Raw genomic sequence first — 21,187 nt, forward strand, 5'->3', positions numbered from 1 at the left:
CTTATGGGATAACTTGGCACAGTCGTCAACCATAAATTGGCTTTTTAATAACGAAAACACGTCGTTTCAGGCGATCGCTCGCGATAAGTTGTAAACCATAACTTGGCAGTAAGTACCTAAATTCAATCATAATAAGGCAATGAGTTCTTTTTGAGAATTGTGTGCTAACATCGCTAAAAATGGCAATTTTCAAGAACTCTCAGCCAAGATATGGTTGACTCCAAGGAGTATTCAACTTGAACCCAAGAGAATTTGAACGATGGTGTCAGACACTGAACTTGCCACCAGCAGCCATCGAAGCGATCGCTAAGATCCGGTCGGCTCCCCCAAGCCGTCGCGTCCAAGGACGAGCCTCTAATGTCAGCGGTACCTACCCTTCCCAAAAAATGGGGTTGACCATCCAATTTGAAAGCCACAAGGTAGAATTGTGGGCGATCTACTTGATGGAACACGACCCAACTGTTCTAGAGTTTTACGACCAACCATCCTGCTTTAAAATTCAATACACCAACAAATCTGGACGCAAGATCGGTCACTATCACACGCCAGACTTCTTTGTCCTGGGCACCAAATCAGCCGCCTGGGTGGAATGGAAAACCGAAGCCGAACTGGAGAAACTGAGTGAAAAATATCCCACTCGTTATCTCCAAGCCGCAGATGGCTCGTGGCGATGCCCGCCTGGAGAGGCTTATGCTTCTCCATTGGGTCTTGAATATCACGTTCGCACTGATGCCTCATTAGACCCCATCTATATCCAGAACTTAATCTTCCTAGAGGATTACCTCGGATTTAAGACAGACAGTAATCCGTCGATTCAAGCACTGGTCAAAGAGAGAGTTAAAACAGCACCAGGCATCACTTTAGCCGCTCTGTTGGCATCCTCACCCCAAATCAGTGCCAATGATGTCTATGTGATGATAGTCCTCGACCAACTCTACATCGCACTCTTAGATGTGCCGCTCGTACAGCACGAACGAGTACGGCTATATCCAGACCGCCAGACTTATGACACTTATCGAGAAAGTTCTCAACACCAAAAAGATCTAACTATTGCTGACACTGCACCACCGACATTAGTTGCCAACACTCGTCTGCGCTGGGATGGCAGACTCTGGACATTAGTTAATCTGGGAGAGACAACCACTACCCTACTACCAGAAATCGGACAGCCACTGCAAATATCTTCCGCATTCTTTTACCAACTTCTCGACGGCGGAGCAATTAACTTTCCTGAAACAGAAGGAGCGACGAATCCAGCAGTAATAGCATTGATGGAGGGAGCATCCCCAAGCGATCTGAGAACAGCTAACCAACGGTTTGGGGCAGTCATGGCAGAGCGAGAGCAAGGAGCCGCAGGGCAGAGCGATGTCTCCAAACGGACTCTGTACCGATGGTTGAAGCAGTTGAAAGAGGCAGAACTTAAATACGGTTGCGGCTATGTCGGATTGCTACCCAAAACGCAAGCACGGGGGAACCGGACAACCAAAGCCCCAAACGTATCGAGTGAATTACTCAACACCTTTATTACCGGGCAGTTTGAAACCCCCACCCAAGCACCCGCCGCTTCAGTCTATCGAGCATACCAACGAGCTTGCGAACAGCAGGGCATTCCCTCACTGTCGCGGTGTACTTTTTACGCTCGTCTCCAACAACGACCGATTCACGAGCAGACTGAAAAGCGCAAAGGCTCTAAAGCTGCCTATCGCCACCAACCTTGGTATTGGGAACTAACTTACAGTACCCCTCGCCACGGCGACCGCCCCCTGGGTATCGTTCATATCGACCACACTCAACTCGATCTAGAATTGCGTTCTGCGACAACAGGAAGATTGCTGGGAAGACCTTGGCTGACCTTAATGGTAGATGCCTATTCACGCCGCATCCTCACCATTTATCTGACCTTCGACCCACCCAGTTACCGTTCCTGCATGATGGCGATTCGCATCTGCGTTCAACGCTTCGGTCGCTTCCCGCAAGCCATCGTGGTCGATGGTGGGAAAGAGTTTCACAGCGTCTATTTTGACACCTTACTCGCGCGTTATCACTGTACCAAAAAGACTCGTCCTGGAGCCAAACCCCGCTTTGGTAGTGTAATCGAGCGACTGTTTGGGACTACCAATACCCAGTTAATCTTCAACTTGTCAGGCAACACCCAAGCGACCAAACAAGTGCGAGAAATTACCAAGGCAGTTAACCCCAAACAACATGCCCTGTGGACATTGGGCGATTTGTACGCCTATTTGGTTGAGTATGCCTATGTTGTTTACGACCAAAACGAACACCCAGCCTTATCGATGTCACCCCAGAGTGCTTACGAGCAGGGAGAAATGAACGCAGGGGAACGACTGCATCGGCGGATTGCTTATGATGAAGATTTTATCCTCGCCACTCACCCCAGTCCGCGTTCGGGACAGGCTTTAGTTCAACCTGGAAAGGGGATTAAATTGAATTACCTCTACTATTGGAGCGATGCGTTCCGCCATCCTGAAGTCGAACGCACGAAAGTCTCAGTGCGTTACGACCCCTTCGATTTAGGCGTGGCTTATGCTTACGTTCAAGGGCGATGGGTTAAGTGCATTTCTCAGTATTACAGCATTTTCTCAGGACGCAGCGAACGAGAACTGCTGTTAGCTTCGCTCGAAATCAAGCAACAAGCCAAACTCACTCAGACGAACACTACTATTTCGGCTAAACGTCTAGCTGATTTCCTTAGTAATGTCACCGCTCATGAGGCTTTGATGCTGCAACGCTTGCGGGATTTGGAGGGGCAAAATGTCCTCAATACACTCGGACAAAGAGCGTCGTCTGCTCCACAGAGCCAGCCCCAGCCACAAACAGAACCACTCGCTCCTAATAGTCTTCAAACCCTTGCTCCCACTCAACCTAGTCCAGCCTTAGTCTTAGATCTGTCCCAAATCCCGTTGTTTGAGGAGTACCGTTAATGAAGGATGTTGTGACTGTCGATCTGACGCTGGAATTAACATCCAAGCTGAATCACTTTAAAGAGTATGCTGTGTCACATCCTCAACTACTCCAGGTAGATAAGGTATTGATGCAAGCCATTCAAGAACCCGCTGGATTTGCTCATGTGCTGATTTATGGGCCTTCTGGGGTGGGTAAAACGACGATGATTCGTCAAATTTCCCGACGGTTAAATGAGATCTCAAATGAGATCCCACCAGCGGTTGTTACAGACCGCTCCAGCTATAGTAATGGTGGGGTTGCGCCAGTACCCTTATTGCTGCTGGAAACACGTCCACCGGATGGTGGAGCCTTCAACCGAGCAGATTACTACCGCACTGCTCTAAAACTGTTGGGTGAACCCTTCTACGAACGCCGTCTGTTGGTCGATATCGATACCGAACAAACGATTGAGAAGAAAGGCCGTGGACGGAGTAAAGCTACCCAGTTTAATGATTCTCCCGAACTGCGTCATGCGCTCGAAGCAGCGATGGCGAAACGGGGCGTAAGAGCTGTGATTCTCGATGAAGCCCAACATCTGATGAAGGTTGGCAGTGGCGCGAGTGGTGGTAAGTTACTCGACCAATTGGACTGGATTAAGTCGATGACGAATGTGACTGGGGTGCTGCACATTCTGATTGGCACTTACGAGCTGTTGAACTTTCGCAATTTAAGCGGGCAGGCATCGCGGCGGGGGCTGGATCTGCATTTTCCGCGTTATCTGTTTCAACACGAGCAAGACCGTCAGGATTTTCAAGGGGTGTTATTGGCACTGCTCAAGCAAGTTCCACTCACGACTGATATCCCTGCTTTGATGCAGCATTGGTTCTATTTTTACGAACGGTCGATTGGTTGTATTGGTGTACTCAAGGACTGGCTGATTCGGGCGGTGGCGGCAGCTATCCGCGAGGGGAGTGACACTTTGACTCAAGGGCGATTAGAGGAACATGCGTTGTCTTTGTCTCAATGCGAACGGATGGCTCTGGATGCGATTGAGGGCGAACAAAAGCTGGGCTATGCGGAAAGTCGGCGCGACCATTTATGGCGGTTGTTGCAATCTGGGATGACCTCAACGACTGTGCCTACCACTGTTGTCTCCACAACAGTGGCTGTCGAGGATGCTCCGCCACCTGCCAAAAAGCCAAGGAAAAAGCGTTCCACTTCGTCAACTACTGAGTCAGTGACTGCATCTGTCGAGACTTTCGAGACTATCGTTGAACCTGTCCCGCCTAAGAAAAGAAGGAGTAAAAAGGCTGTCACTACGCCAGCGCCAGTCCCAGATCCAGTCCCAGAAACTTTGAATGTCACAACCAACGATCTGGCAGTAGATCTGCTTGGGGCTGAAATTCCGCTTCCTGTAGCCGAACCAGCTAAGAAAAAAAACTCAAGGCGTGTCGGACAGCGCAATCCACAGCGAGATCCAGTTGGCTGAGATGATTGGGGGGTGGACTACTGCTACTAAGATTTTCAAAGGCAGGTACTTGTGCTTGTCAAGCATAAGTTGTCATTTTCCGCCAAGTTATGCCAGAAGTCACACATTGATTGGTTAGTAGCTCTAATCGATCGCGATCGGATAACTTCCAGACCTTGCCATCGAGAGCCATCTGTTCGATTAATGTAGCCAGACGCAAGGCTTTAAGTGCCTGTTCGCCCCCGACGGACGGTTCGCTCCCGCACCTAACACAGTTGACAAAATGCTCTAATTCGGCATATAACGGCTCGACATTTTTGACATAAACTTTTTCGATCAGTCCATCCTGACGGTATAAACCTTGGTGATACTCATTGAGCAGATCCGCATTATGACGGTGGATCGAGATTTCATTGCTGAGGAAGTTTGCTTCTGTCAAGGATTGACGACAATGAGCGGCGATAGTCCGCGTCTTGCGGTGGGTGACTTTACTAGCAGTCAGGGTGGCGACGACACCATTAGCAAAACCGAGTGTTGCGGTTACATAGTCTAAATATTTGGACTCAGCACAACGACTACCACTAGCAGTCAAGCCGACAACAGGCGCACCAGCCAGTTCTAGCAATAAATCGATGTCGTGAATCATCAAATCGAGGACGACAGAGACATCATTGGCGCGATTGGAGTAAGGACTCATCCGGTGCGCTTCTAGAGCCAAAACTTTCTCGGTTTTGAGGACTTGACTGAGTTCTTGGAAAACGGGGTTGAAGCGTTCGATATGTCCGACTTGGAGGATACACTGAGACTCAGCCGCTGCATTCACTAAAGCTTCTGCTTCTTCGATCGTTGCCGCGATCGGTTTTTCGATTAAAACGTGAATTCCCGCTTGCAAACAAGCAATCCCCACTTCGTAGTGCAGCCTTGTCGGGACGGCAATACAAACGGCGTCTACCTGAGAGAGTAGTTCGCGATAGTCTTCATAAAATCTAGCCTTATACTTACTCGCTGCTTCCAAGCCGTGTTCGACATTGACATCAGCGATGCCAACCAGTTTGACGTTTTTGAGTAGGCTCAACACCCTGGCGTGGTGTTGTCCCATATTACCGATCCCAATAAGTCCTACTTTTAGGGGCTGGGGCGAACCCGACTGACTTTGTGTGTCTAACTGTCTGGTTGACATGCTATTTTTCACTCTAAAATGTACTCCTCCACCACGCATTAATTATCAATTGTCACTTACTTGGGTCGCTCTCGTTGGCACAGCCGCTGTCTTGACTCGCTTCCATGGTCGGGAGCGGTGCAGTGTGGGCGGGTTTGTCTTGTCTCGCATAATCCGGGAGGAAACATCCCGGCTGCGAGCCGCTCCCGCCCATACAACTGCAACAAGAGAAACCCGACCGGAGCGAGTCGCTCCTGTGGAGAATCGATCTACGCTCAACCGAGTAGTTGTCATCAATAATCGATCGCTGTTTTATCTATCTAGAACAATCCCGATACTATCACAGCATCTTAATTGTAAAGAACAGAAAAGTTTTGTTTATGTTCCTAAAGGGAAATTTTTTAGGTTTTAGGTTTTAAGTTTTAGGTTTTAGGCTTAAGGTTTTAGGTTTGAGGTTTGAGGCTTGGAACTGCGTTCCAATCTTACCCATCCACCTATCCATCCACCCATCCATTCTCCACTAACAGGAAAAGTTAAAATAGAAAACCATTTATCCTTTATATCGTTGTGAAAGCAGTTATTCTCCTCTCAGGTGGTTTAGATTCTTCGACGGTGTTGTACTTAGCCAAGAGTGAGGGTTATAGCTGTTATGCCCTCTCTTTTGATTATCAACAACGTCATCGGCGCGAACTTGAAGCTGCGAATGCGATCGCGAGTGCTGCTGGGGTAGTCGCCCATCAAGTCGTGAGCTTCGATCTCCGTTTGTGGGGAGGTTCGGCACTCACAGACGATCGGATCGCACTGCCACAAGAACGAAATCTCGCTCAAATGTCAGAATCTATTCCCGTGACGTATGTTCCCGCACGCAACACGATTTTTTTGAGTTTCGCGCTCGCATATGCCGAAGCGATCGAGGCTAGTCGAGTTTACATTGGTGTCAATGCTCTCGATTATTCGGGCTATCCAGATTGTCGCCCCGATTATATCGATGCGATGCGCTCTGTGTTTCGATTGGGCACCAAGCAAGGTAGAGAAGGCGATCCGATCGAAATCGTCACCCCATTAATCGATCTCAAAAAAACTGAAATTATCCAGCTCGGCGATCGATTGGGCGTACCCTGGGCACAAACTTGGTCTTGCTACTCAGGCGATCGAGTCCCCTGCGGGACTTGCGACTCCTGCCGCTTGCGGTTAGCAGCTTTTGAAGAGCTAGGGATGGTAGATCCGGGGAGATAGTCGATAGTCAATCGTGAATCGTTTCAACTATCTCCCAAACCCTAAAGCCTTAAGCCTAAACCCTAAAGCCTAAACCCTAAAGCCTAAAGCCTAAACCCTAAACCCTAAAGCCTAAAGCCTAAACCCTAAAGCCTAAAGCCTAAACCCTAAAGCCTAAAGCCTAAAGCCTAAAGCCTAAAGCCTAAAGCCTAAACCCTAAAGCCTAAACCCTAAACCCTAAACCCTAAAGCCTAAACCCTAAACCCTAAAGCCTAAACCCTAAAGCCTAAACCCTAAAGCCTAGCCTCCTCTCCGCATCCTTACCCGCACCCGATCGATCCTCGGCCCGATGGTCGAAACAATCGTCAGAATCCAATCTCCGTACTCTAAGGATTCCCCGATCTGGGGGAAATGTTGCAATTTGTTAAGCAAAAATCCCGCTAGAGTTTGATAATCATCGGCTAAGGGAAGAGCGAGCTTGAGTTGAGTGTTGAGATCTTCGAGATTGATTTGAGCTTGGACGAGAAATGTCCCGTCCGAGAGCTTCTGAATTAATTGAGTGGGTCGCTCGGAGGTGACTTTCATGCCGATCATCTCCTCGATCGCATCTTGACGGGTAATTAAACCAGCAGTATTACCAAATTCATCAACCACGATCGTCATGTGAGTGTCGGAGAGCTGCATCTGTTGGAGAACCACGCTTACGGGTGTAGATTCGGCAACAAATTCTACTGGTTTAATCCATTTGGCAATCGAAATTTGTCCGGCTGGTTTGCCTTGAGTAAGTAAGGTCCCAAAATCTTTAAAAGCAACGATACCGACAATTTTATTGAGCGATGTATCGGTGACGGGATAGCGGGAATAGCCAGTTGTCGCTACTTTAATCAGCAGTGTTTGACAACTGGCTGTTTTTGGTACGGTGACGATCTGGGTACAGGGTATCATCACATCAGAGGCGATCTTGTTGGCAAATTCGAGGACTTTAGTTAAAACTTCGCGTTGTTCGAGTGCTAGTCCGCTGGATTCGCGTTCTGTGGAGACGATTGCTTGTAACTCTTTAAATGTCACCCGATCGCGACTATCGTACCGCTCTTTGATGCCGACTAATCGCAAACACAGTTTGGTGGATCGATCGAGTACCCAAATCAGCGGACTAAAAATCCGCGCGATCGCAAGGCTCGGCGCACCCAACACGCGGGCGATTTGTTCGGCATAAATCAACGCGATCGATTTGGGAATCAGTTCCCCAAAGACAATCTGGAGATATGCCAACAGGATGAAGGTAATCGGAATCGCCAGCGAATGCGCCAGTGGGATATTTTCTAAATACTGCATCAAAATTTGGACGATCGCGCGTTCGCCAATCCAGCCAAGTGCCAAACTAGAGAGCGAAATACCGACTTGGGTAGTCGAGAGCAATCGATCGATCCTACGTTGCAGATCTTGCACTTGTTTGGCGCGATCGTCACCAGCCGCCACTAACTGACTAATTCGCGATCTTCTCACTGATAAGATCGAAAACTCAGCAACGACAAAAAAGGCATCGATCGCAATCAATCCCAATACCAGTAGCAGTCGCCACCCAATGTCTGAACCACCTAAAAGTGGATGAGGATCGTTCATTGTCGGGATTTTTAGGAATGAATGGGTAGATGGGTAGATGAGTGGATGAGTCGATGAGTTAATGGGTAATGGGTAAATGCTACATTTTCTTTCCCCTTTCCCCTTTTCCCTTTTCCCTAAAGCCTAAAGCCTAAAGCCCAAAGCCTAACGCCTAACGCCTAACGCCTAATCACTTGCCCACAGGAATGCCAGAGGCTTCGAGTTGCAGTTTTTTGTCTATATCAGTCAATTGTAGCGAGACACTCTTGACTTTATCGAGAGCATTTTTGGGAATTGAGAGGGTAACTTTTACATCTTGGCCGTTAGCCGCCAAACTATTAGGTAGTCCAGAGACGGTAGCATTAACGCCCTGAGAGCGATCGTTTGTGACTGTAATTGTCCCTTGTCCGAAGTTGACGGGTTGACTGCCTTGATTGGAGAGAGTCAGTCCGAGCTTGAGATCGGTACCTTTAGGCGCGATCGAGTTAACACTCATTGTAATCCCCTGGTCCTGCTTGACGATCGGGAGTTTGGCAATAGGCAGACCAGTTTTGGGGTCGTTTTTTACAGCTTTTTCAAACTCAGCCGCCCGTTTTTTAGCGTCTTTTGCTTGTTGGGTGTCTTTGCTGGGATCGTCGATACCCATCTGTTTTTTGATGTTAGCGAGCGTTTCTTTCTCGTCGATCAGTTCTAAACCTTTGGTATTAATATTTTGTTGGTTGCCACCTTTATTATTGTTGGGGCGAATATCTGGTTGAGTAACGCCTTTGAGTGCTTCGTGTCCAGAGATAAAGCCGACGACACCACTCATAATTCCTGCTGCCAGCATAAAAAATAGTAAAATGCTGGTCAGTAATAAAGTGCGATCGCTTTTGATACTTTTTTTCATATTTACCTTTCCAAGATCGCGCTCGGATCGCGATTGTCAACTAATGTTTATTAAATCTTATCCCAAGCGATCGCTTTTTTTAGTCAATATACTAGCAATCGTTCCACTCGGCTACCTTATCCGCTTTAGTCCTAGTTTACCCGAATATATCCGCGATCCGGGTGGGAGTATTGCCTACCAAACCGTGTGGATATTATTGGTGTTATTTATCTATCCTGTGGCTCACCGTCGGCTGACGGCCATCTGTGTCTGTGTGGGATCTTGCGCGCTCGAATTTCTCCAGCTTTATCAACCACCTTGGCTCCAAGCAATTCGGGCAACCTTACCCGGACGTCTCATTCTCGGTACGACCTTCTTATGGTCGGATCTGCCAGTTTATTTTGTCGGTGCTTATCTTGGCTGGCTGTGGGTACGTTGGTTGGATCGGATCGGGGATCGGGGATAAGGGTGGATGGGTAGATGAGTAATGGGTAAAGCGATCGTGTTTGTTAGATGTTAAAAATAAGCCGATCGCTACGCAGATTAATAATCCGACTGTAACAAATTTGTAGATGACAATTGCAACCAGAGCAGGCGGACGGGGCGATCGTGCAGACATGAGCTTAATTTAGTCGATCGGATGGGTACGATAATAGCGAGGCAGATCGATACCGATCGTACATTTGAGGCCAATTCAGCCAGAGGAGATCGAGACTCATAGAACTAGTTGTCTCGATCTTACTCACAAATAATTGTGGTGGCGATTGCGACTCGATCGCCCTACTATACTTAATGTTAGGACTTATCGTTTTAGCCCCTAGCAGAGCCAGAATTATGCTTCAATAGTAGAATCGGCGGGAGTCTGCGATCTTCAACGAGTAAGAGTCGTCCATCATTTCTTAACCAGGTTAGAGTCACACCATGAGCTTAGATACCCATATTGAAGTCAATTCCGGAATCAGTACCAACCGTGGTTGGCCGGGATTAATTGAAAACTATCGAGCGTATCTACCCGTGAGTGCGACTACCCCAGTAGTTACTCTGCATGAGGGTAACACACCGTTGATTCCCGTGCCCACGATCGCTGCCGAAATCGGTCGGGGTGTAAAAGTATATATTAAATATGACGGTCTAAACCCGACAGGTAGCTTCAAAGACCGAGGGATGACTATGGCCATTACCAAAGCTAAAGAAGCAGGTGCTAAGGCGGTAATTTGTGCCAGTACGGGCAATACTTCGGCGGCGGCAGCAGCTTATGCCGTGCGCGGTGGAATGCGCGCTTATGTGTTGATTCCCGATGGCTATGTCGCGCTGGGGAAATTGGCCCAAGCCTTGCTTTACGGGGCTGAAGTGTTGGCGATTAAAGGTAACTTTGATGATGCGCTCGATATCGTGCGGCAGATGGCCGAAAATTATCCGATTACGCTAGTAAATTCTGTCAATCCCTATCGGCTCGAAGGCCAAAAAACAGCCGCATTCGAGCTTGTCGATGCTCTGGGTGACGCTCCAGATTGGTTGTGTATTCCAGTAGGCAATGGTGGTAATATCACGGCTTATTGGATGGGTTTCAATCAATATTACCAGCATGGGAAATCCCAAAAACTCCCTCAGATGATGGGTTTTCAAGCATCAGGTGCTGCACCGCTAGTCAGTGGCATTCGCGTCAAAAGTCCCGAAACTCTCGCCACGGCAATCCGCATCGGCAATCCAGCAAACTGGGATAAAGCAGTAGCAGCTAAAAATGACAGCAATGGCGAATTTAATGCTGTTACGGACGACGAAATTATTGCTGCTTATCGGTGGTTGGGTAGCCGCGAAGGGATCTTCTGCGAACCTGCGAGTGCGGCTTCGGTGGCTGGCTTGCTCAAAGTCAAAGATCGCGTACCGAGCAATGCTACGGTAGTATGTGTCTTAACTGGCAATGGTCTCAAAGACCCCGATACAGCGATCGCTAACAAGATCAATCCTTTCCAACAGGGTATTGCCGCCAATATGGATGCTGTTGCCGCCGCCATGGGATTTTAAACTAATTGATAATTGATAATTAGGGTTTAGGGTGGGGATTCAAACCTTGCCCTAACAAAACAATTCACCTGAAAGTTGGGGAATTTAGCCCCCTATTCTTTGTTAAATTTAAGAGTTAGCAAAAGGTAGGGGTAATTTATTGTCGCAGTTGTATGGGCGGCAAACCTGCCTACACTTGGAACGATTAGCTGTTAGTACCAGATTTTTTCTATGCTCGATCTACATGTATCTTGGGATGAATACCATCAGTCGATCGAGTTATTAGCCAAGCAAATTTATCAATCTCAATGGGAATTCGATCGCATTATTTGTCTGGCTAGAGGTGGTTTGCGAGTGGGAGATATTCTCTCACGCATCTTTAAAAAACCATTAGCAATTTTGGCGGCTAGTTCCTATGGTGGCGATCGAGAACGTGGTAAATTATCGATCGCCAGTCAAATTACCATGACTGACCCTAGCATGGGCAGTCGGGTATTAGTAGTTGACGATCTGGTAGACTCTGGTGTCACATTGCAACAAACAACGGTTTGGTTGCGCGATCTGTATCCAGAAATTGAGGAACTAAAAACGGCGGTGATTTGGTATAAAGCTTGTTCGCTCTATATCCCCGACTATTACGTCAGTTATCTCCCGAGCAATCCCTGGATTCATCAACCATTTGAGAAATACGATAACTTTGACATACTCACCATGTTAAAGCAACGGTGATTCTTGGCGGCTCACAGCAACTTGCTATCAAAGTAGTATTACTGTCGCTGGAGTTCGGGATACAGGCTCCCGAACCGATACCTCGTCTGGGGCGACAATCTTAAACACGAGGCTGAACCCATAATTGGCGTGAGGGGTTATGCATCCACCCATCCACTCTATTTTGGCTCCTTCAACACTCTGGCTTGCTTAATCATGGCAATGAGGGTGTGGTGAGCGTCTTCGGAGTCTGTCAATTCGCGATCGAAGGGAATTCTAAGGCTGACGGTTTCACCATCGACTTGGGCGGTAAGATCCATACCTAGAGGATCGATCGCACTCATGGCTGCTGTCTCTGCGGTGGGCGTTTTGCCATAGAATTGGGCGTATGTGAGGACTGCTTCAGCGTGATCGTCATTCATATGTTTACAGATGCGATCGCTAATTGCGGGAGTAATGAGATCTGCCATGAGAATATTTAGGTGTAGTAGCTTACAAAAATCTATCTCGATCGTACCGCAAACATCGATTATAATCGGCTAATTCACCCTAAATATCGCTAAATTTTCGCTCTTTGAGATCGCCGCGATTATTGTAGGCAATAGTATAGTTAGGATTGAGTTGAATGGCACGATTGGATTGGGCTAAGCCCCGATCGTCTCCTGTCTCAGATCGTCCGCTCTATCTGACTACGAGCCAGTCTTCTTATTTAGCTTTTGCCATTGCCCGATCCTGACGATCGTTTTCTGGTACTGCTCGGCATTACTCTGTTGTTGATATAATTTGGCAGATTGCTGGAGATCGGCAAGTCCACCAGCACGATCTTTGAGCGTAAAGAAGCGAAGATCGGCGCGCTTAGCGTAGACGCTTGCATTGTTGGGATTGAGTTCGATCGATCGAGTAAAATCGGTTAATGCGCCTTGACGATCGCCACGGAGGATTTTGAGGAAGGCTCGGTAGCTATAGTATGTAGCTTCCATGGGATCTTGTTGAATTGCCAGGTTGTAGTCGGCTAATCCGCCCACAATGTCTCTATTTTTAACCTTTAAGAGGCCGCGATTGCTGTAGGCGGGTGCATACTTGGGGCTGAGTTCGATGGCAAGATCGTAGTCAGCCATTGCGCCTGGTAAATCCTGCAATTTATGGGCTTTCAAATTCCCACGATTGCTATAAGCTTCGCCATAGTTAGCATCGAATTGAATGGCACGATTATAGTCTGCCAAGCCGCCCTCGAAATCTTGAATTTTGACTTTGAGCACGCCGCGATAATTATAAGCGATCGCATCTTTGGGTTTGAGGGCAATCGCACGATCGTAGTCGGCTAATGCGCCGCGATAGTCGCGATTATTATACTTCTGGGCTGCCGAGGCGACGTAATCATCGGCTGGGGAACTAGCACTCTGGGCGATAGTTACTGCTGCTGGCTGACTGATGGGGACGCCCATGTTACTGGCAATTGCGATGAAACGATCGATCGGAATCCCGACATTAAAGCCCGTTTTACCACCTAAACTATTATCGCCCAGCCGTTCGCGATCGCCTCTACCATGAATGGCGACTACTTCGGCACGCTCGTTTAATACTGCTCCACCACTCATTCCTGGTAACGTGTCGTTACTATAAACCAGCGAGTAACCCGCCTCGAAGGTTTTCTGACTATTGGCAGAAACTTTACCTTCCCTAAACACGAATATCGATTTAGTCAGCACTCGTGTCGCAGCAGGAAAACCAGCGACATATAGATCCATTCCTGACTTGAGGCTGCGAGAATTTCCCAGTTTGGCAGTGGGATATTTGGCATTTGCCTTAAATTTGACAATCGCAAGATCGACACTACCAGGTGCAGGCTTAATCGAGCTACTAATTGCCGAGTACTGACGATCGTCTGATGTGGTAATTTTATAGTCAACTTTATTTCTCACCACATGAGCGGCAGTGAGCACCGTATAAACATCGCCTTGACGTTGCAAAATTACCCCCGAACCGATACTGTTGGGTTCGGTAATTAAAACGGTAATAGCTCTAGCTGTTTCACCAATTTCTACCGAAGTTTTGGCAACCGCGCTCGGCTGTACGAGCGGCATTGTTGCTGCAATACCAATTAGTCCCGCCAACACGGATATTTTAGGTGACATGAGAGTATAACTAGTGGATGAGATTGATATTAATTTAAATTTACCCGAGCGAATGCCAGCGATTGACATCGCGGCTAGATTCCCAAGTAAGGTATCGAAAACCGATCTAATTTTAGATGAAAAATTTCGGAATGATGTCGATTGCGTATGTAGTTTTAAAATTAAACAGCGGTTTTGGTAATTTAAGATGGCCAGCATTCGATCGAGTCTCACAATCGCGTCTTTATTAATCTTGACTAGTGGCATCATCCCATTAGGGTTTCAATTTCCATTAGCAGCCAAAGAGCTAGACACCAATACCAAAATCGCTCGCTATCGCGCGCGGGGATATGCGGGTATCGATGAGTTTTTAAAAACGAATGGTGCCGAAATGGCGAGATTGCGTACCCAAACCAATAGTCCCCGCTGGAAACAATTAAGTCAAACGCTCGATCGAATCTGCCAGCAACGCGATTGTGAAGCTTCGCGATTATATTGGCATACCGATTTAGCCCAAGCAAAACAAGTCGCCGCTGCTACTAACAAACCGATTCTATCGCTGCGGATGCTAGGCAATCTCGATGAAGAGTTGAGTTGTGCCAATAGTCGCTTTTTTAGAATTACGCTGTACTCAAATCCCGAAATTGCCAAGTTATTGCGCGATAAATACGTCCTACATTGGCAATCCGTTCGCCCCGTACCCAAAATTACGATCGACTTTGGCGATGGACGAAAAGTTCAGCAGACAATTACCGGAAATAGCATTCATTATATTTTAGACAAAACCGGACATCCGATCGATGGTTTGCCAGGATTATATGCCCCCCAAGCCTTCAAACGTCAACTAACTCAGGGTGCTGAATTTGTAGCTAAATATCACCAATTACCAGAAAAAGATCGTCAAACTGCACTCGATACCTATCACCAAACTCAACTTGCCAATCTCCAAGCTAATTGGCAGCGAGATTTAGATAAATTAGGCATCAGTATCCCACTGCCAAAATCGATTACATCTCTAAATACTCCGCCCACCGCCGCCGAAGCTGGTGGAATTGCCGTCTCCAAAAGCGCGATCGAATCGCCAATTATCCAACTTAGTCGTGCTTTTTCTCAGCGTACAGATATTCTCAAAAAAGCCACTGAAGATCCACTCTGGGTCAAACTCGGCGAATTACACCAGGAAGATGCCACTTTAGCCGCAAACAGTCGCGCACTCATCCGCCGCAAACAACCCCAGCTAGCCAGCCTTGCAGCTAAAGATAAGGAGAATTATTCCGACCCGCTCCCCGAACTAGTTACTAAATTTCAAAAACTAATGGCGATCGATAGCATTCGCAATGAATATCTCCTCCACAGTCAACTTCACCAATGGTTGATGGGCAATCGCTTTCCTGTCGATATCGAAACCCTTAATACCCGCGTCTACGATCGATTATTTCTCACACCGAAAAGCGATCGCTGGTTGGGTTTAATGCCAGGAGATGGGTATACCGGGATCGATCGGGATGGGATAGTTGAGAATTGATAGTTGATAATAGTAGGGTGGGCAGTGCCCACCACACAGGTTTAAGTCAATTTCTATCTAACAAATATTTGCACACAACTACTTATTTGATACTCGATAATTAATAATTTATGAAGGTTAGGGCTTTGAGATTATGTGCTGTACTTGGATCGATCGTGACTTGTTGGTTATTTCCTACTGCTATTAAAGCTAGTCAAGATCTAAAATTACCCAAATCTGAAACGGTTATTAATGCAGATATTAACGGTAATGGTAAGATCGACCGAGTGGTGGCTAGTTATTTTAGTCGTCCAGTTTTGGTATTAGATGATAGTCGCGCCAATACTTGTAAAACGGTGCCAGGGAAATTCGTTCGCTATACAATGTACGCTGACGGACAGAAAAATGGCCAAGTTATCTTTGAAGAAAATTATGGCAGTACCCGCGCTAGTTATTGGGTACATCGATTAAAAATCGGTAAAGATATCGATGGCGACGATCGCAAAGATTTAGTTTTTTATATGGGCGATGATACCAGCGATGAAACAACTTATTTAATCCAAAAACCAACAGGATTCAAGGCTGTGTTTGCGGGTTCTATGGGACTTCCCAGTTATTCGATCGATTCGCAACTAGCATTAGTAACAACAATGAATAAAACTATACTGGCGACGTGGGATCGATCGGCAGAAGTTTGGAAAAGTAATAAATATGGTTGGGTGAAGGGCGATTGTGTGGCAATTCGCGCGCAGCCAGGTTTAAATTCCAAAATAGTCACATTGGGATTCGATCGAAATTTAGTGACACTTGCCCCATCTCAACCTGTTGGCGACTGGATTGCTGTCGATAATGATGGTCAAAGTGGCTGGATTAACAAAAAGTATTTGAGTTTTTCTTCGCCAGTACGCTGGTTTAATAGATAACAGGGGTCTAAATCCCCACCTTTAGGCGGATTATTTTGAGGGTGGAGTTTAAATCTCCACCCTCAAAACTTCGCTATCAACTATCAACTAGTTAAGCAACCATATCGAATAGCAGCACTTCCGCATCGCCATCAATTCCGTGGATATCAATTTTAGTTTCGCGATCGATCGCCACGCCATCCCCAGTTTTGAGTTGATGCTCGTTCAATTTTACCGATCCGCGTGCTACTTGCAACCAACCAACTCTACCCGGTGCAAACGTATGGCTGACAGTTTCACCCGCTGATAAAGTAGTAGCATACAAGCTGATATCTTGGTGAATCACTACCGAGCCATCGCGACCGTCGCGAGAGCCTACGAGTCGCAGCTTACCGCGCTTGTCAGCTTCAGTAAAATGCTTTTGCTCGTAACTGGGTGCGATCCCCTTTTGCTCTGGCAGAATCCAGATTTGCAGCAAATGCACGGTTTCAGATTGAGAAGCATTAAATTCGCTGTGACGAATCCCCGTTCCCGCAGACATGCGTTGGACGTCGCCAGGAAGAATCACAGATCCTGTGCCGATGCTATCTTTATGCTCTAACGCGCCTTCGAGAATGTAAGTGACAATCTCCATGTCCTGATGACCGTGGGTGGGAAACCCCTGTCCCGGATCTACAAAGTCTTCATTAATCACCCGCAGATCGGCATAACCCATATACTTGGGATCGTGGTAATTACCAAACGAAAAAGTATGGCGGCTATCTAACCATCCAAAGTTAGCAACGCCTCTATCTTGCGCGGAGCGAATTGTCAGCATATTTAGGTTCCTCCTAACTGTTTTTTAGGAACACTACTATTATGAATTGAATCTAATCGAAAGACAATACGCTAAATTATAGACACACTGTCTCCAAAATCGATACAATTCCCGATCGAGATTATGGCCAAAATCGAACAAATGCGAGCTTTTACGCAGGTAGTCACGGCGGGTGGTTTTGCCGCTGCGGCGCGTAAAATGGGATTGTCTCGATCGGTTGTTAATAAGCTGGTAATTGCCCTCGAAAAAGATCTGGGGGTACAACTATTGCAACGTAGTACGCGAGTAGTGAGTCCTACAGAGACAGGACTGGCTTTTTACGAACGATGCGTCGAGATTTTAGCAAGCTTAGAAGCCGCCGAGCGATCGGTAATGCAGCTACACACCGAACCCAAAGGCAGATTGCGAATCAATGCGCCGATGACTTTTGGCACGATGTATCTAGCTCCAGCGATCGCAGATTTCTTGCTACAATATCCCGAACTTCAGGTGCAATTAACCTTAAACGATCGCTTTGTCGATCCGATCGAGGAAGGTTTCGATGTCACCATCAGAATTGCCGCACCGCAACCGACTTCGAGTTTATTCGTCCAACCATTAGCCCCCGCCGAACGGATATTGTGTGCGGCTCCCAGTTATTTAGAACGGCATGGTATTCCCACACACCCGCGAGAATTATCCACGCATTCTTGTTTGCATTACGGACAACTAGCCATCGAAAATCGCTGGACATTAATAGGTGCAGATGGCGAACATACAGCGATCGTCCGAGGAATATTGTGTTCTAATAATGGTGAAGTACTCAGAGAAGCTGCAATTCAAGGACTGGGAATTACGCTCTTACCTCGCTTTATCGTATCGGATGCGATCGACAAAGGACTATTGCAAATTGTTTTGCCAGCCTATGATCCGTCGGTACTTGCCGTTGAAATATTGTATCCAATCGATCGACATTTATCGACCAAAATTAGACTGTTGGTAGACTTTTTGAAGGTAAGATTCGGGTAACAATAATCGATCGAGGTAGGAGTTTCAGCAGGCTCTGAAAAGATCTCAAATCGGTGCCAATACAGTTCGGTTAGTGAGTCGATCGGCGGTTGAAACCGCTGCTAGTGATGCAAAGTCCGCGCAGGCGGACTAAAAATAATCAAGATTAGACTTAACCGAACTGTATTGAAATGGGTTATTTAGTTGAGTGTTGAAAATCTCCCTCTCCTGGGAGAGGGAGATACGATCGACAATCACTTACGATCGATAGTGGATCGTTCGATCGATTCTTGCAAAGTAGAGGTTAAATCTATGTTCGTACCGCACGGTTTCGGTCAGCGATCGCTAGTTACATCTCTAGGACGAGTCGTTTATTATACCGCAGATGGTCAACCTTGGGATAACGCGAGTGCAGATGCCAAGACGCTGATATTTTTGCACGCTCTAGGGGGCGGTTCCTCTGCTTATGAGTGGTCGAAAGTTTATCCGGCTTTTGCCGCAGACTACCAGGTTCTGGCACCCGATCTGATTGGTTGGGGACGCTCTGAGCATCCCGCCCGCGATTATCGAGTGGAAGACTACGTGCAAAATATCGTCGAATTTATCGAACGCACCTGCGATCGACCCGTCACAGTCATGGCTTCTGGCTTAACAGCGGCATTTACCGTGCGGGCGGCGGTGAAACGTCCAGAGCTGTTCGAGTCATTAATTTTGGTAACTGCTGCTGGCTTGAACGATTTCGGACGCAACTATTCGCAGGACTTTTTTGCCCAAGTGGTGAGAACGCCGATTTTGGATCGTGTCTTCTACAGCACTGGGATTGCGACATCCTTTGGGATTCGCGGATTTTTGGAGCAACGCCAGTTTGCCAGTGCCGATCGCGTCTATCCCGAAATCGTCGAAGCCTACCTCCAATCAGCACAGCAATATAACGCGGAATATGCAGCCCTAGCGTTCGTGCGCGGCGATTTGAGTTTCGATCTAGCCCAGTACCTGCCGCAACTGACTACCCCAACTGCGCTGATTTACGGGCAGAAAACTGAGTATACCAGTCCAGATCTCGGACGCCGCTTTGCCCAGATCGCTCCTACTGCGATTCGCGCGTTTGAATACCTCAATGACACCAGACTGACGCCCCACCTAGAACTTCCGGCAATGGCGATCGGTTTGATTCGGAAGTTTCTACCACTGCTTCAGAACGCGCATCACCGATCTGAGGTATAGTCCGCTGTTGTAACATAATATATCTCTCTTCTCCCCGCACCCTGCGCCAAGCTTCCATCCCATACCTGAATCCAGCAACGGATCAGAACGAGTTCAATCGATAACCGAATCCGCGTACTGTTTCGATCGGGTTTTCGCAGCCAGATTCGGCTAACTTCTTGCGGAGGAGGCGAATTTGAGCGGCGACGACGTTGCTAGTAGATTCGGAGTCGAATGCCCAGACGCGGTTGCGAATTTGGTCGTGGGTGAGGGTGCGATCGGGATGTTGCATGAGATATTCTAACAGTTGAAATTCTTTGGCTGTCAGACCGATCGCCGTTTCGGTGCCTTGCCGATCGGCGATCGCGATCGCGTTCTTGTTGTAGTCTAATCGCAGATTGCCCACCTGCAATCGCTCTGCTTGGAATACCTGGGCGCGCCGCTGGAGGGCGCGGATTCTGGCGAGTAGTTCTTCCATCCCAAAGGGTTTGACTAGGTAGTCATCGGCTCCAGCGTCCAATCCGGCGATCTTATCTTCCATCCGATCGCGGGCGGTGAGCATTAGAATCGGAAGTGTATATTTTTCAGCACGTAGGCGTTGACACAGTTCGATGCCAGAGATTTTGGGCAACATCCAATCGATAATCGCCAGGGAGTATATAGATTCTCGCTCCGAGACGCTCCGCGCACGATCGTGGGCGAGATATTCCCAGCCAGTTTTACCATCTACTACCCAATCGACGATGTATTGATGATGAGCGAGGCTTTTTTGAACGATTGCCCCTAAGTCTGGCTCGTCTTCAATCAATAAAATTTTCATACTTGAGTCAGTGTCTAATCACTAGCTTAAAATCTCGATCGACCGAGCGTTTCATCTGAATTTCATCCCCTTGCTTTAACATATTAGTAAAGCAAGATCGTTACTATTTTATCCACAATTTATGAATCATAAAAATCGCTCGTTTGCCCCTATCGCCATCTTGGTGGGAACGCTCGGTCTTGGTTCTGTCGCGATCGCAGGTTTCACACTCAATCGTAGTCCAAATTCCACCATCGCTCAAAACTCGGACGGGATGATGAATCATGGTGGCATGAATCATGGTAGCACGATGAATCATAGTATGGATGTTGGCCCTGCTGATGCCAATTACGAGCTGCGGTTTATCGATAGTATGGTTCCCCATCATCAGGGTGCCTTGGTGATGGCGCAAGAAGTAATTCAAAAATCCAAACGATCCGAACTAATTAAATTTGCCAAAAACATCATTACCGAGCAGAAAAAAGAAATCGCGCAGATGCAACAATGGCGCAAGCAATGGTATCCCACAGCATCGGCAACACCAATGATGTGGCACACAGAAATGAATCATCAAATGGCGATGACTGCCGAGCACAAACAGTCGATGATGATGAGCATGTCGTTGGGGAAAGCTGATGCTGGTTTCGACAAACGGTTTCTCGATGCCATGATTCCCCACCATCAAGGTGCTGTCACAATGGCACAAGATTCATTAAAAAAATCCAAACGTCCAGAGCTGCAAAAACTCTCTCAAAGTATTATTAAGTCTCAACAGTCAGAAATCGATCGGATGAATCAATGGCGACAATCATGGTATGGGAAGTAAGTCAATTACCCTCGATATTCTTTGGTAGGGTCAATTCATGAATTGCCCCTACCAAAGGTCGGAGTGAGGGTGTATCTGCATATTATTAAATCCTCATTCCTAAATAT

General features: G+C 47.3%; 18 protein-coding genes. 11 read left to right on the forward strand and 7 right to left on the reverse strand.

From position 1 onward, the window contains the following. The first annotated feature begins 236 nt into the window (after positions 1-236). Both CHA6605_RS00300 and CHA6605_RS00305 read left to right on the forward strand, forming a co-directional pair. Positions 237-2,942, forward strand: coding sequence for a TnsA endonuclease N-terminal domain-containing protein (locus CHA6605_RS00300; protein ID WP_015157549.1), 2,706 nt, complete (start codon positions 237-239; stop codon positions 2,940-2,942). After that, entirely contained in the window at positions 2,942-4,393 is a 1,452-nt protein-coding gene (locus CHA6605_RS00305) for an ATP-binding protein (protein ID WP_015157550.1), read from the forward strand. Before CHA6605_RS00300 ends, CHA6605_RS00305 begins: the two co-directional genes overlap by 1 nt. 58 nt (positions 4,394-4,451) lie before the next feature. Here CHA6605_RS00305 and CHA6605_RS00310 read toward each other — a convergent pair whose 3' ends face one another. Further along, positions 4,452-5,552: a Gfo/Idh/MocA family protein gene (locus tag CHA6605_RS00310; protein ID WP_051038622.1), complete on the reverse strand. Its 1,101-nt coding sequence runs from the start codon at positions 5,550-5,552 to the stop codon at positions 4,452-4,454. A 546-nt stretch (positions 5,553-6,098) separates the two neighbouring features. Here CHA6605_RS00310 and queC point away from each other — a divergent pair. After that, positions 6,099-6,767 carry a 7-cyano-7-deazaguanine synthase QueC gene (queC, locus tag CHA6605_RS00315; RefSeq protein WP_015157552.1) on the forward strand — a complete coding sequence of 223 codons (669 nt, stop codon included), beginning with the start codon at positions 6,099-6,101 and terminating at the stop codon, positions 6,765-6,767. A gap of 279 nt (positions 6,768-7,046) precedes the next feature. On the opposite strand, the gene CHA6605_RS00320 is transcribed toward queC, so the two are convergent. Continuing rightward, complete coding sequence (locus tag CHA6605_RS00320) at positions 7,047-8,369, reverse strand: hemolysin family protein (RefSeq protein ID WP_015157553.1); 1,323 nt, start codon at positions 8,367-8,369, stop codon at positions 7,047-7,049. 169 nt (positions 8,370-8,538) lie between these two features. Continuing rightward, positions 8,539-9,237 carry a hypothetical protein gene (locus CHA6605_RS00325; RefSeq protein WP_015157554.1) on the reverse strand — a complete coding sequence of 233 codons (699 nt, stop codon included), beginning with the start codon at positions 9,235-9,237 and terminating at the stop codon, positions 8,539-8,541. Between the two features lie 43 nt (positions 9,238-9,280). Between CHA6605_RS00325 and CHA6605_RS00330 the strand changes: the two genes are divergently transcribed. From CHA6605_RS00330 to CHA6605_RS00340, 3 genes are all read left to right on the forward strand, one after another. Further along, complete coding sequence (locus CHA6605_RS00330) at positions 9,281-9,682, forward strand: ribosomal maturation YjgA family protein (protein WP_015157555.1); 402 nt, start codon at positions 9,281-9,283, stop codon at positions 9,680-9,682. 455 nt (positions 9,683-10,137) lie between these two features. Then, positions 10,138-11,241: a threonine synthase gene (thrC, locus tag CHA6605_RS00335; protein WP_015157556.1), complete on the forward strand. Its 1,104-nt coding sequence runs from the start codon at positions 10,138-10,140 to the stop codon at positions 11,239-11,241. Between the two features lie 210 nt (positions 11,242-11,451). Next, on the forward strand, positions 11,452-11,949 hold the full coding sequence (locus CHA6605_RS00340; protein ID WP_015157557.1) for a phosphoribosyltransferase: 498 nt from the start codon (positions 11,452-11,454) through the stop codon (positions 11,947-11,949). Between the two features lie 158 nt (positions 11,950-12,107). Here the strand turns inward: CHA6605_RS00340 and CHA6605_RS00345 are convergent, their stop codons facing one another. After that, entirely contained in the window at positions 12,108-12,398 is a 291-nt protein-coding gene (locus CHA6605_RS00345) for a DUF2470 domain-containing protein (protein WP_015157558.1), read from the reverse strand. 219 nt (positions 12,399-12,617) lie between these two features. Continuing rightward, positions 12,618-14,063 carry a tetratricopeptide repeat-containing S1 family peptidase gene (locus tag CHA6605_RS00350; RefSeq protein WP_015157559.1) on the reverse strand — a complete coding sequence of 482 codons (1,446 nt, stop codon included), beginning with the start codon at positions 14,061-14,063 and terminating at the stop codon, positions 12,618-12,620. 187 nt (positions 14,064-14,250) lie between these two features. On the opposite strand from CHA6605_RS00350, the gene CHA6605_RS00355 reads away from it, so the two are divergent. Continuing rightward, positions 14,251-15,567 carry a thioredoxin domain-containing protein gene (locus CHA6605_RS00355; protein ID WP_015157560.1) on the forward strand — a complete coding sequence of 439 codons (1,317 nt, stop codon included), beginning with the start codon at positions 14,251-14,253 and terminating at the stop codon, positions 15,565-15,567. Between the two features lie 110 nt (positions 15,568-15,677). Further along, a complete protein-coding gene (locus tag CHA6605_RS00360) occupies positions 15,678-16,469 on the forward strand; it encodes an SH3 domain-containing protein (protein WP_015157561.1) in 792 nt (263 codons plus the stop codon). A 91-nt stretch (positions 16,470-16,560) separates the two neighbouring features. On the opposite strand, the gene CHA6605_RS00365 is transcribed toward CHA6605_RS00360, so the two are convergent. After that, entirely contained in the window at positions 16,561-17,265 is a 705-nt protein-coding gene (locus CHA6605_RS00365) for a pirin family protein (RefSeq protein WP_015157562.1), read from the reverse strand. Positions 17,266-17,388: 123 nt separating this feature from the next. Between CHA6605_RS00365 and CHA6605_RS00370 the strand changes: the two genes are divergently transcribed. After that, on the forward strand, positions 17,389-18,273 hold the full coding sequence (locus tag CHA6605_RS00370; protein ID WP_015157563.1) for a LysR family transcriptional regulator: 885 nt from the start codon (positions 17,389-17,391) through the stop codon (positions 18,271-18,273). Between the two features lie 291 nt (positions 18,274-18,564). Further along, positions 18,565-19,476: an alpha/beta fold hydrolase gene (locus tag CHA6605_RS00375; RefSeq protein ID WP_015157564.1), complete on the forward strand. Its 912-nt coding sequence runs from the start codon at positions 18,565-18,567 to the stop codon at positions 19,474-19,476. A gap of 82 nt (positions 19,477-19,558) precedes the next feature. On the opposite strand, the gene rppA is transcribed toward CHA6605_RS00375, so the two are convergent. Beyond that, positions 19,559-20,275 carry a two-component system response regulator RppA gene (rppA, locus tag CHA6605_RS00380; protein ID WP_015157565.1) on the reverse strand — a complete coding sequence of 239 codons (717 nt, stop codon included), beginning with the start codon at positions 20,273-20,275 and terminating at the stop codon, positions 19,559-19,561. A gap of 121 nt (positions 20,276-20,396) precedes the next feature. Here rppA and CHA6605_RS00385 point away from each other — a divergent pair, with 121 nt between their 5' ends. Beyond that, positions 20,397-21,080: a DUF305 domain-containing protein gene (locus CHA6605_RS00385; RefSeq protein WP_015157566.1), complete on the forward strand. Its 684-nt coding sequence runs from the start codon at positions 20,397-20,399 to the stop codon at positions 21,078-21,080. Positions 21,081-21,187 lie beyond the last annotated feature (107 nt).

This window comes from Chamaesiphon minutus PCC 6605 (genome assembly GCF_000317145.1).
GTDB classification, from domain to species: Bacteria; Cyanobacteriota; Cyanobacteriia; order Cyanobacteriales; family Chamaesiphonaceae; genus Chamaesiphon; species Chamaesiphon minutus.

What these genes read in the sequence shown, in the direction of transcription:
- CHA6605_RS00330 (WP_015157555.1), top strand. Translation starts at nt 9,281, where the DNA reads ATGTTTATTAAATCTTATCCCAAGCGATCGCTTTTTTTAGTCAATATA.
- rppA (WP_015157565.1), bottom strand. Translation starts at nt 20,275, where the DNA reads ATGAAAATTTTATTGATTGAAGACGAGCCAGACTTAGGGGCAATCGTT.
- CHA6605_RS00365 (WP_015157562.1), bottom strand. Translation starts at nt 17,265, where the DNA reads ATGCTGACAATTCGCTCCGCGCAAGATAGAGGCGTTGCTAACTTTGGA.
- CHA6605_RS00370 (WP_015157563.1), top strand. Translation starts at nt 17,389, where the DNA reads ATGGCCAAAATCGAACAAATGCGAGCTTTTACGCAGGTAGTCACGGCG.
- CHA6605_RS00305 (WP_015157550.1), top strand. Translation starts at nt 2,942, where the DNA reads ATGAAGGATGTTGTGACTGTCGATCTGACGCTGGAATTAACATCCAAG.
- CHA6605_RS00355 (WP_015157560.1), top strand. Translation starts at nt 14,251, where the DNA reads ATGGCCAGCATTCGATCGAGTCTCACAATCGCGTCTTTATTAATCTTG.
- CHA6605_RS00320 (WP_015157553.1), bottom strand. Translation starts at nt 8,369, where the DNA reads ATGAACGATCCTCATCCACTTTTAGGTGGTTCAGACATTGGGTGGCGA.
- CHA6605_RS00375 (WP_015157564.1), top strand. Translation starts at nt 18,565, where the DNA reads ATGTTCGTACCGCACGGTTTCGGTCAGCGATCGCTAGTTACATCTCTA.
- CHA6605_RS00345 (WP_015157558.1), bottom strand. Translation starts at nt 12,398, where the DNA reads ATGGCAGATCTCATTACTCCCGCAATTAGCGATCGCATCTGTAAACAT.
- CHA6605_RS00310 (WP_051038622.1), bottom strand. Translation starts at nt 5,552, where the DNA reads ATGTCAACCAGACAGTTAGACACACAAAGTCAGTCGGGTTCGCCCCAG.
- CHA6605_RS00325 (WP_015157554.1), bottom strand. Translation starts at nt 9,237, where the DNA reads ATGAAAAAAAGTATCAAAAGCGATCGCACTTTATTACTGACCAGCATT.
- thrC (WP_015157556.1), top strand. Translation starts at nt 10,138, where the DNA reads ATGAGCTTAGATACCCATATTGAAGTCAATTCCGGAATCAGTACCAAC.
- CHA6605_RS00385 (WP_015157566.1), top strand. Translation starts at nt 20,397, where the DNA reads ATGAATCATAAAAATCGCTCGTTTGCCCCTATCGCCATCTTGGTGGGA.
- CHA6605_RS00360 (WP_015157561.1), top strand. Translation starts at nt 15,678, where the DNA reads ATGAAGGTTAGGGCTTTGAGATTATGTGCTGTACTTGGATCGATCGTG.
- CHA6605_RS00340 (WP_015157557.1), top strand. Translation starts at nt 11,452, where the DNA reads ATGCTCGATCTACATGTATCTTGGGATGAATACCATCAGTCGATCGAG.
- CHA6605_RS00350 (WP_015157559.1), bottom strand. Translation starts at nt 14,063, where the DNA reads ATGTCACCTAAAATATCCGTGTTGGCGGGACTAATTGGTATTGCAGCA.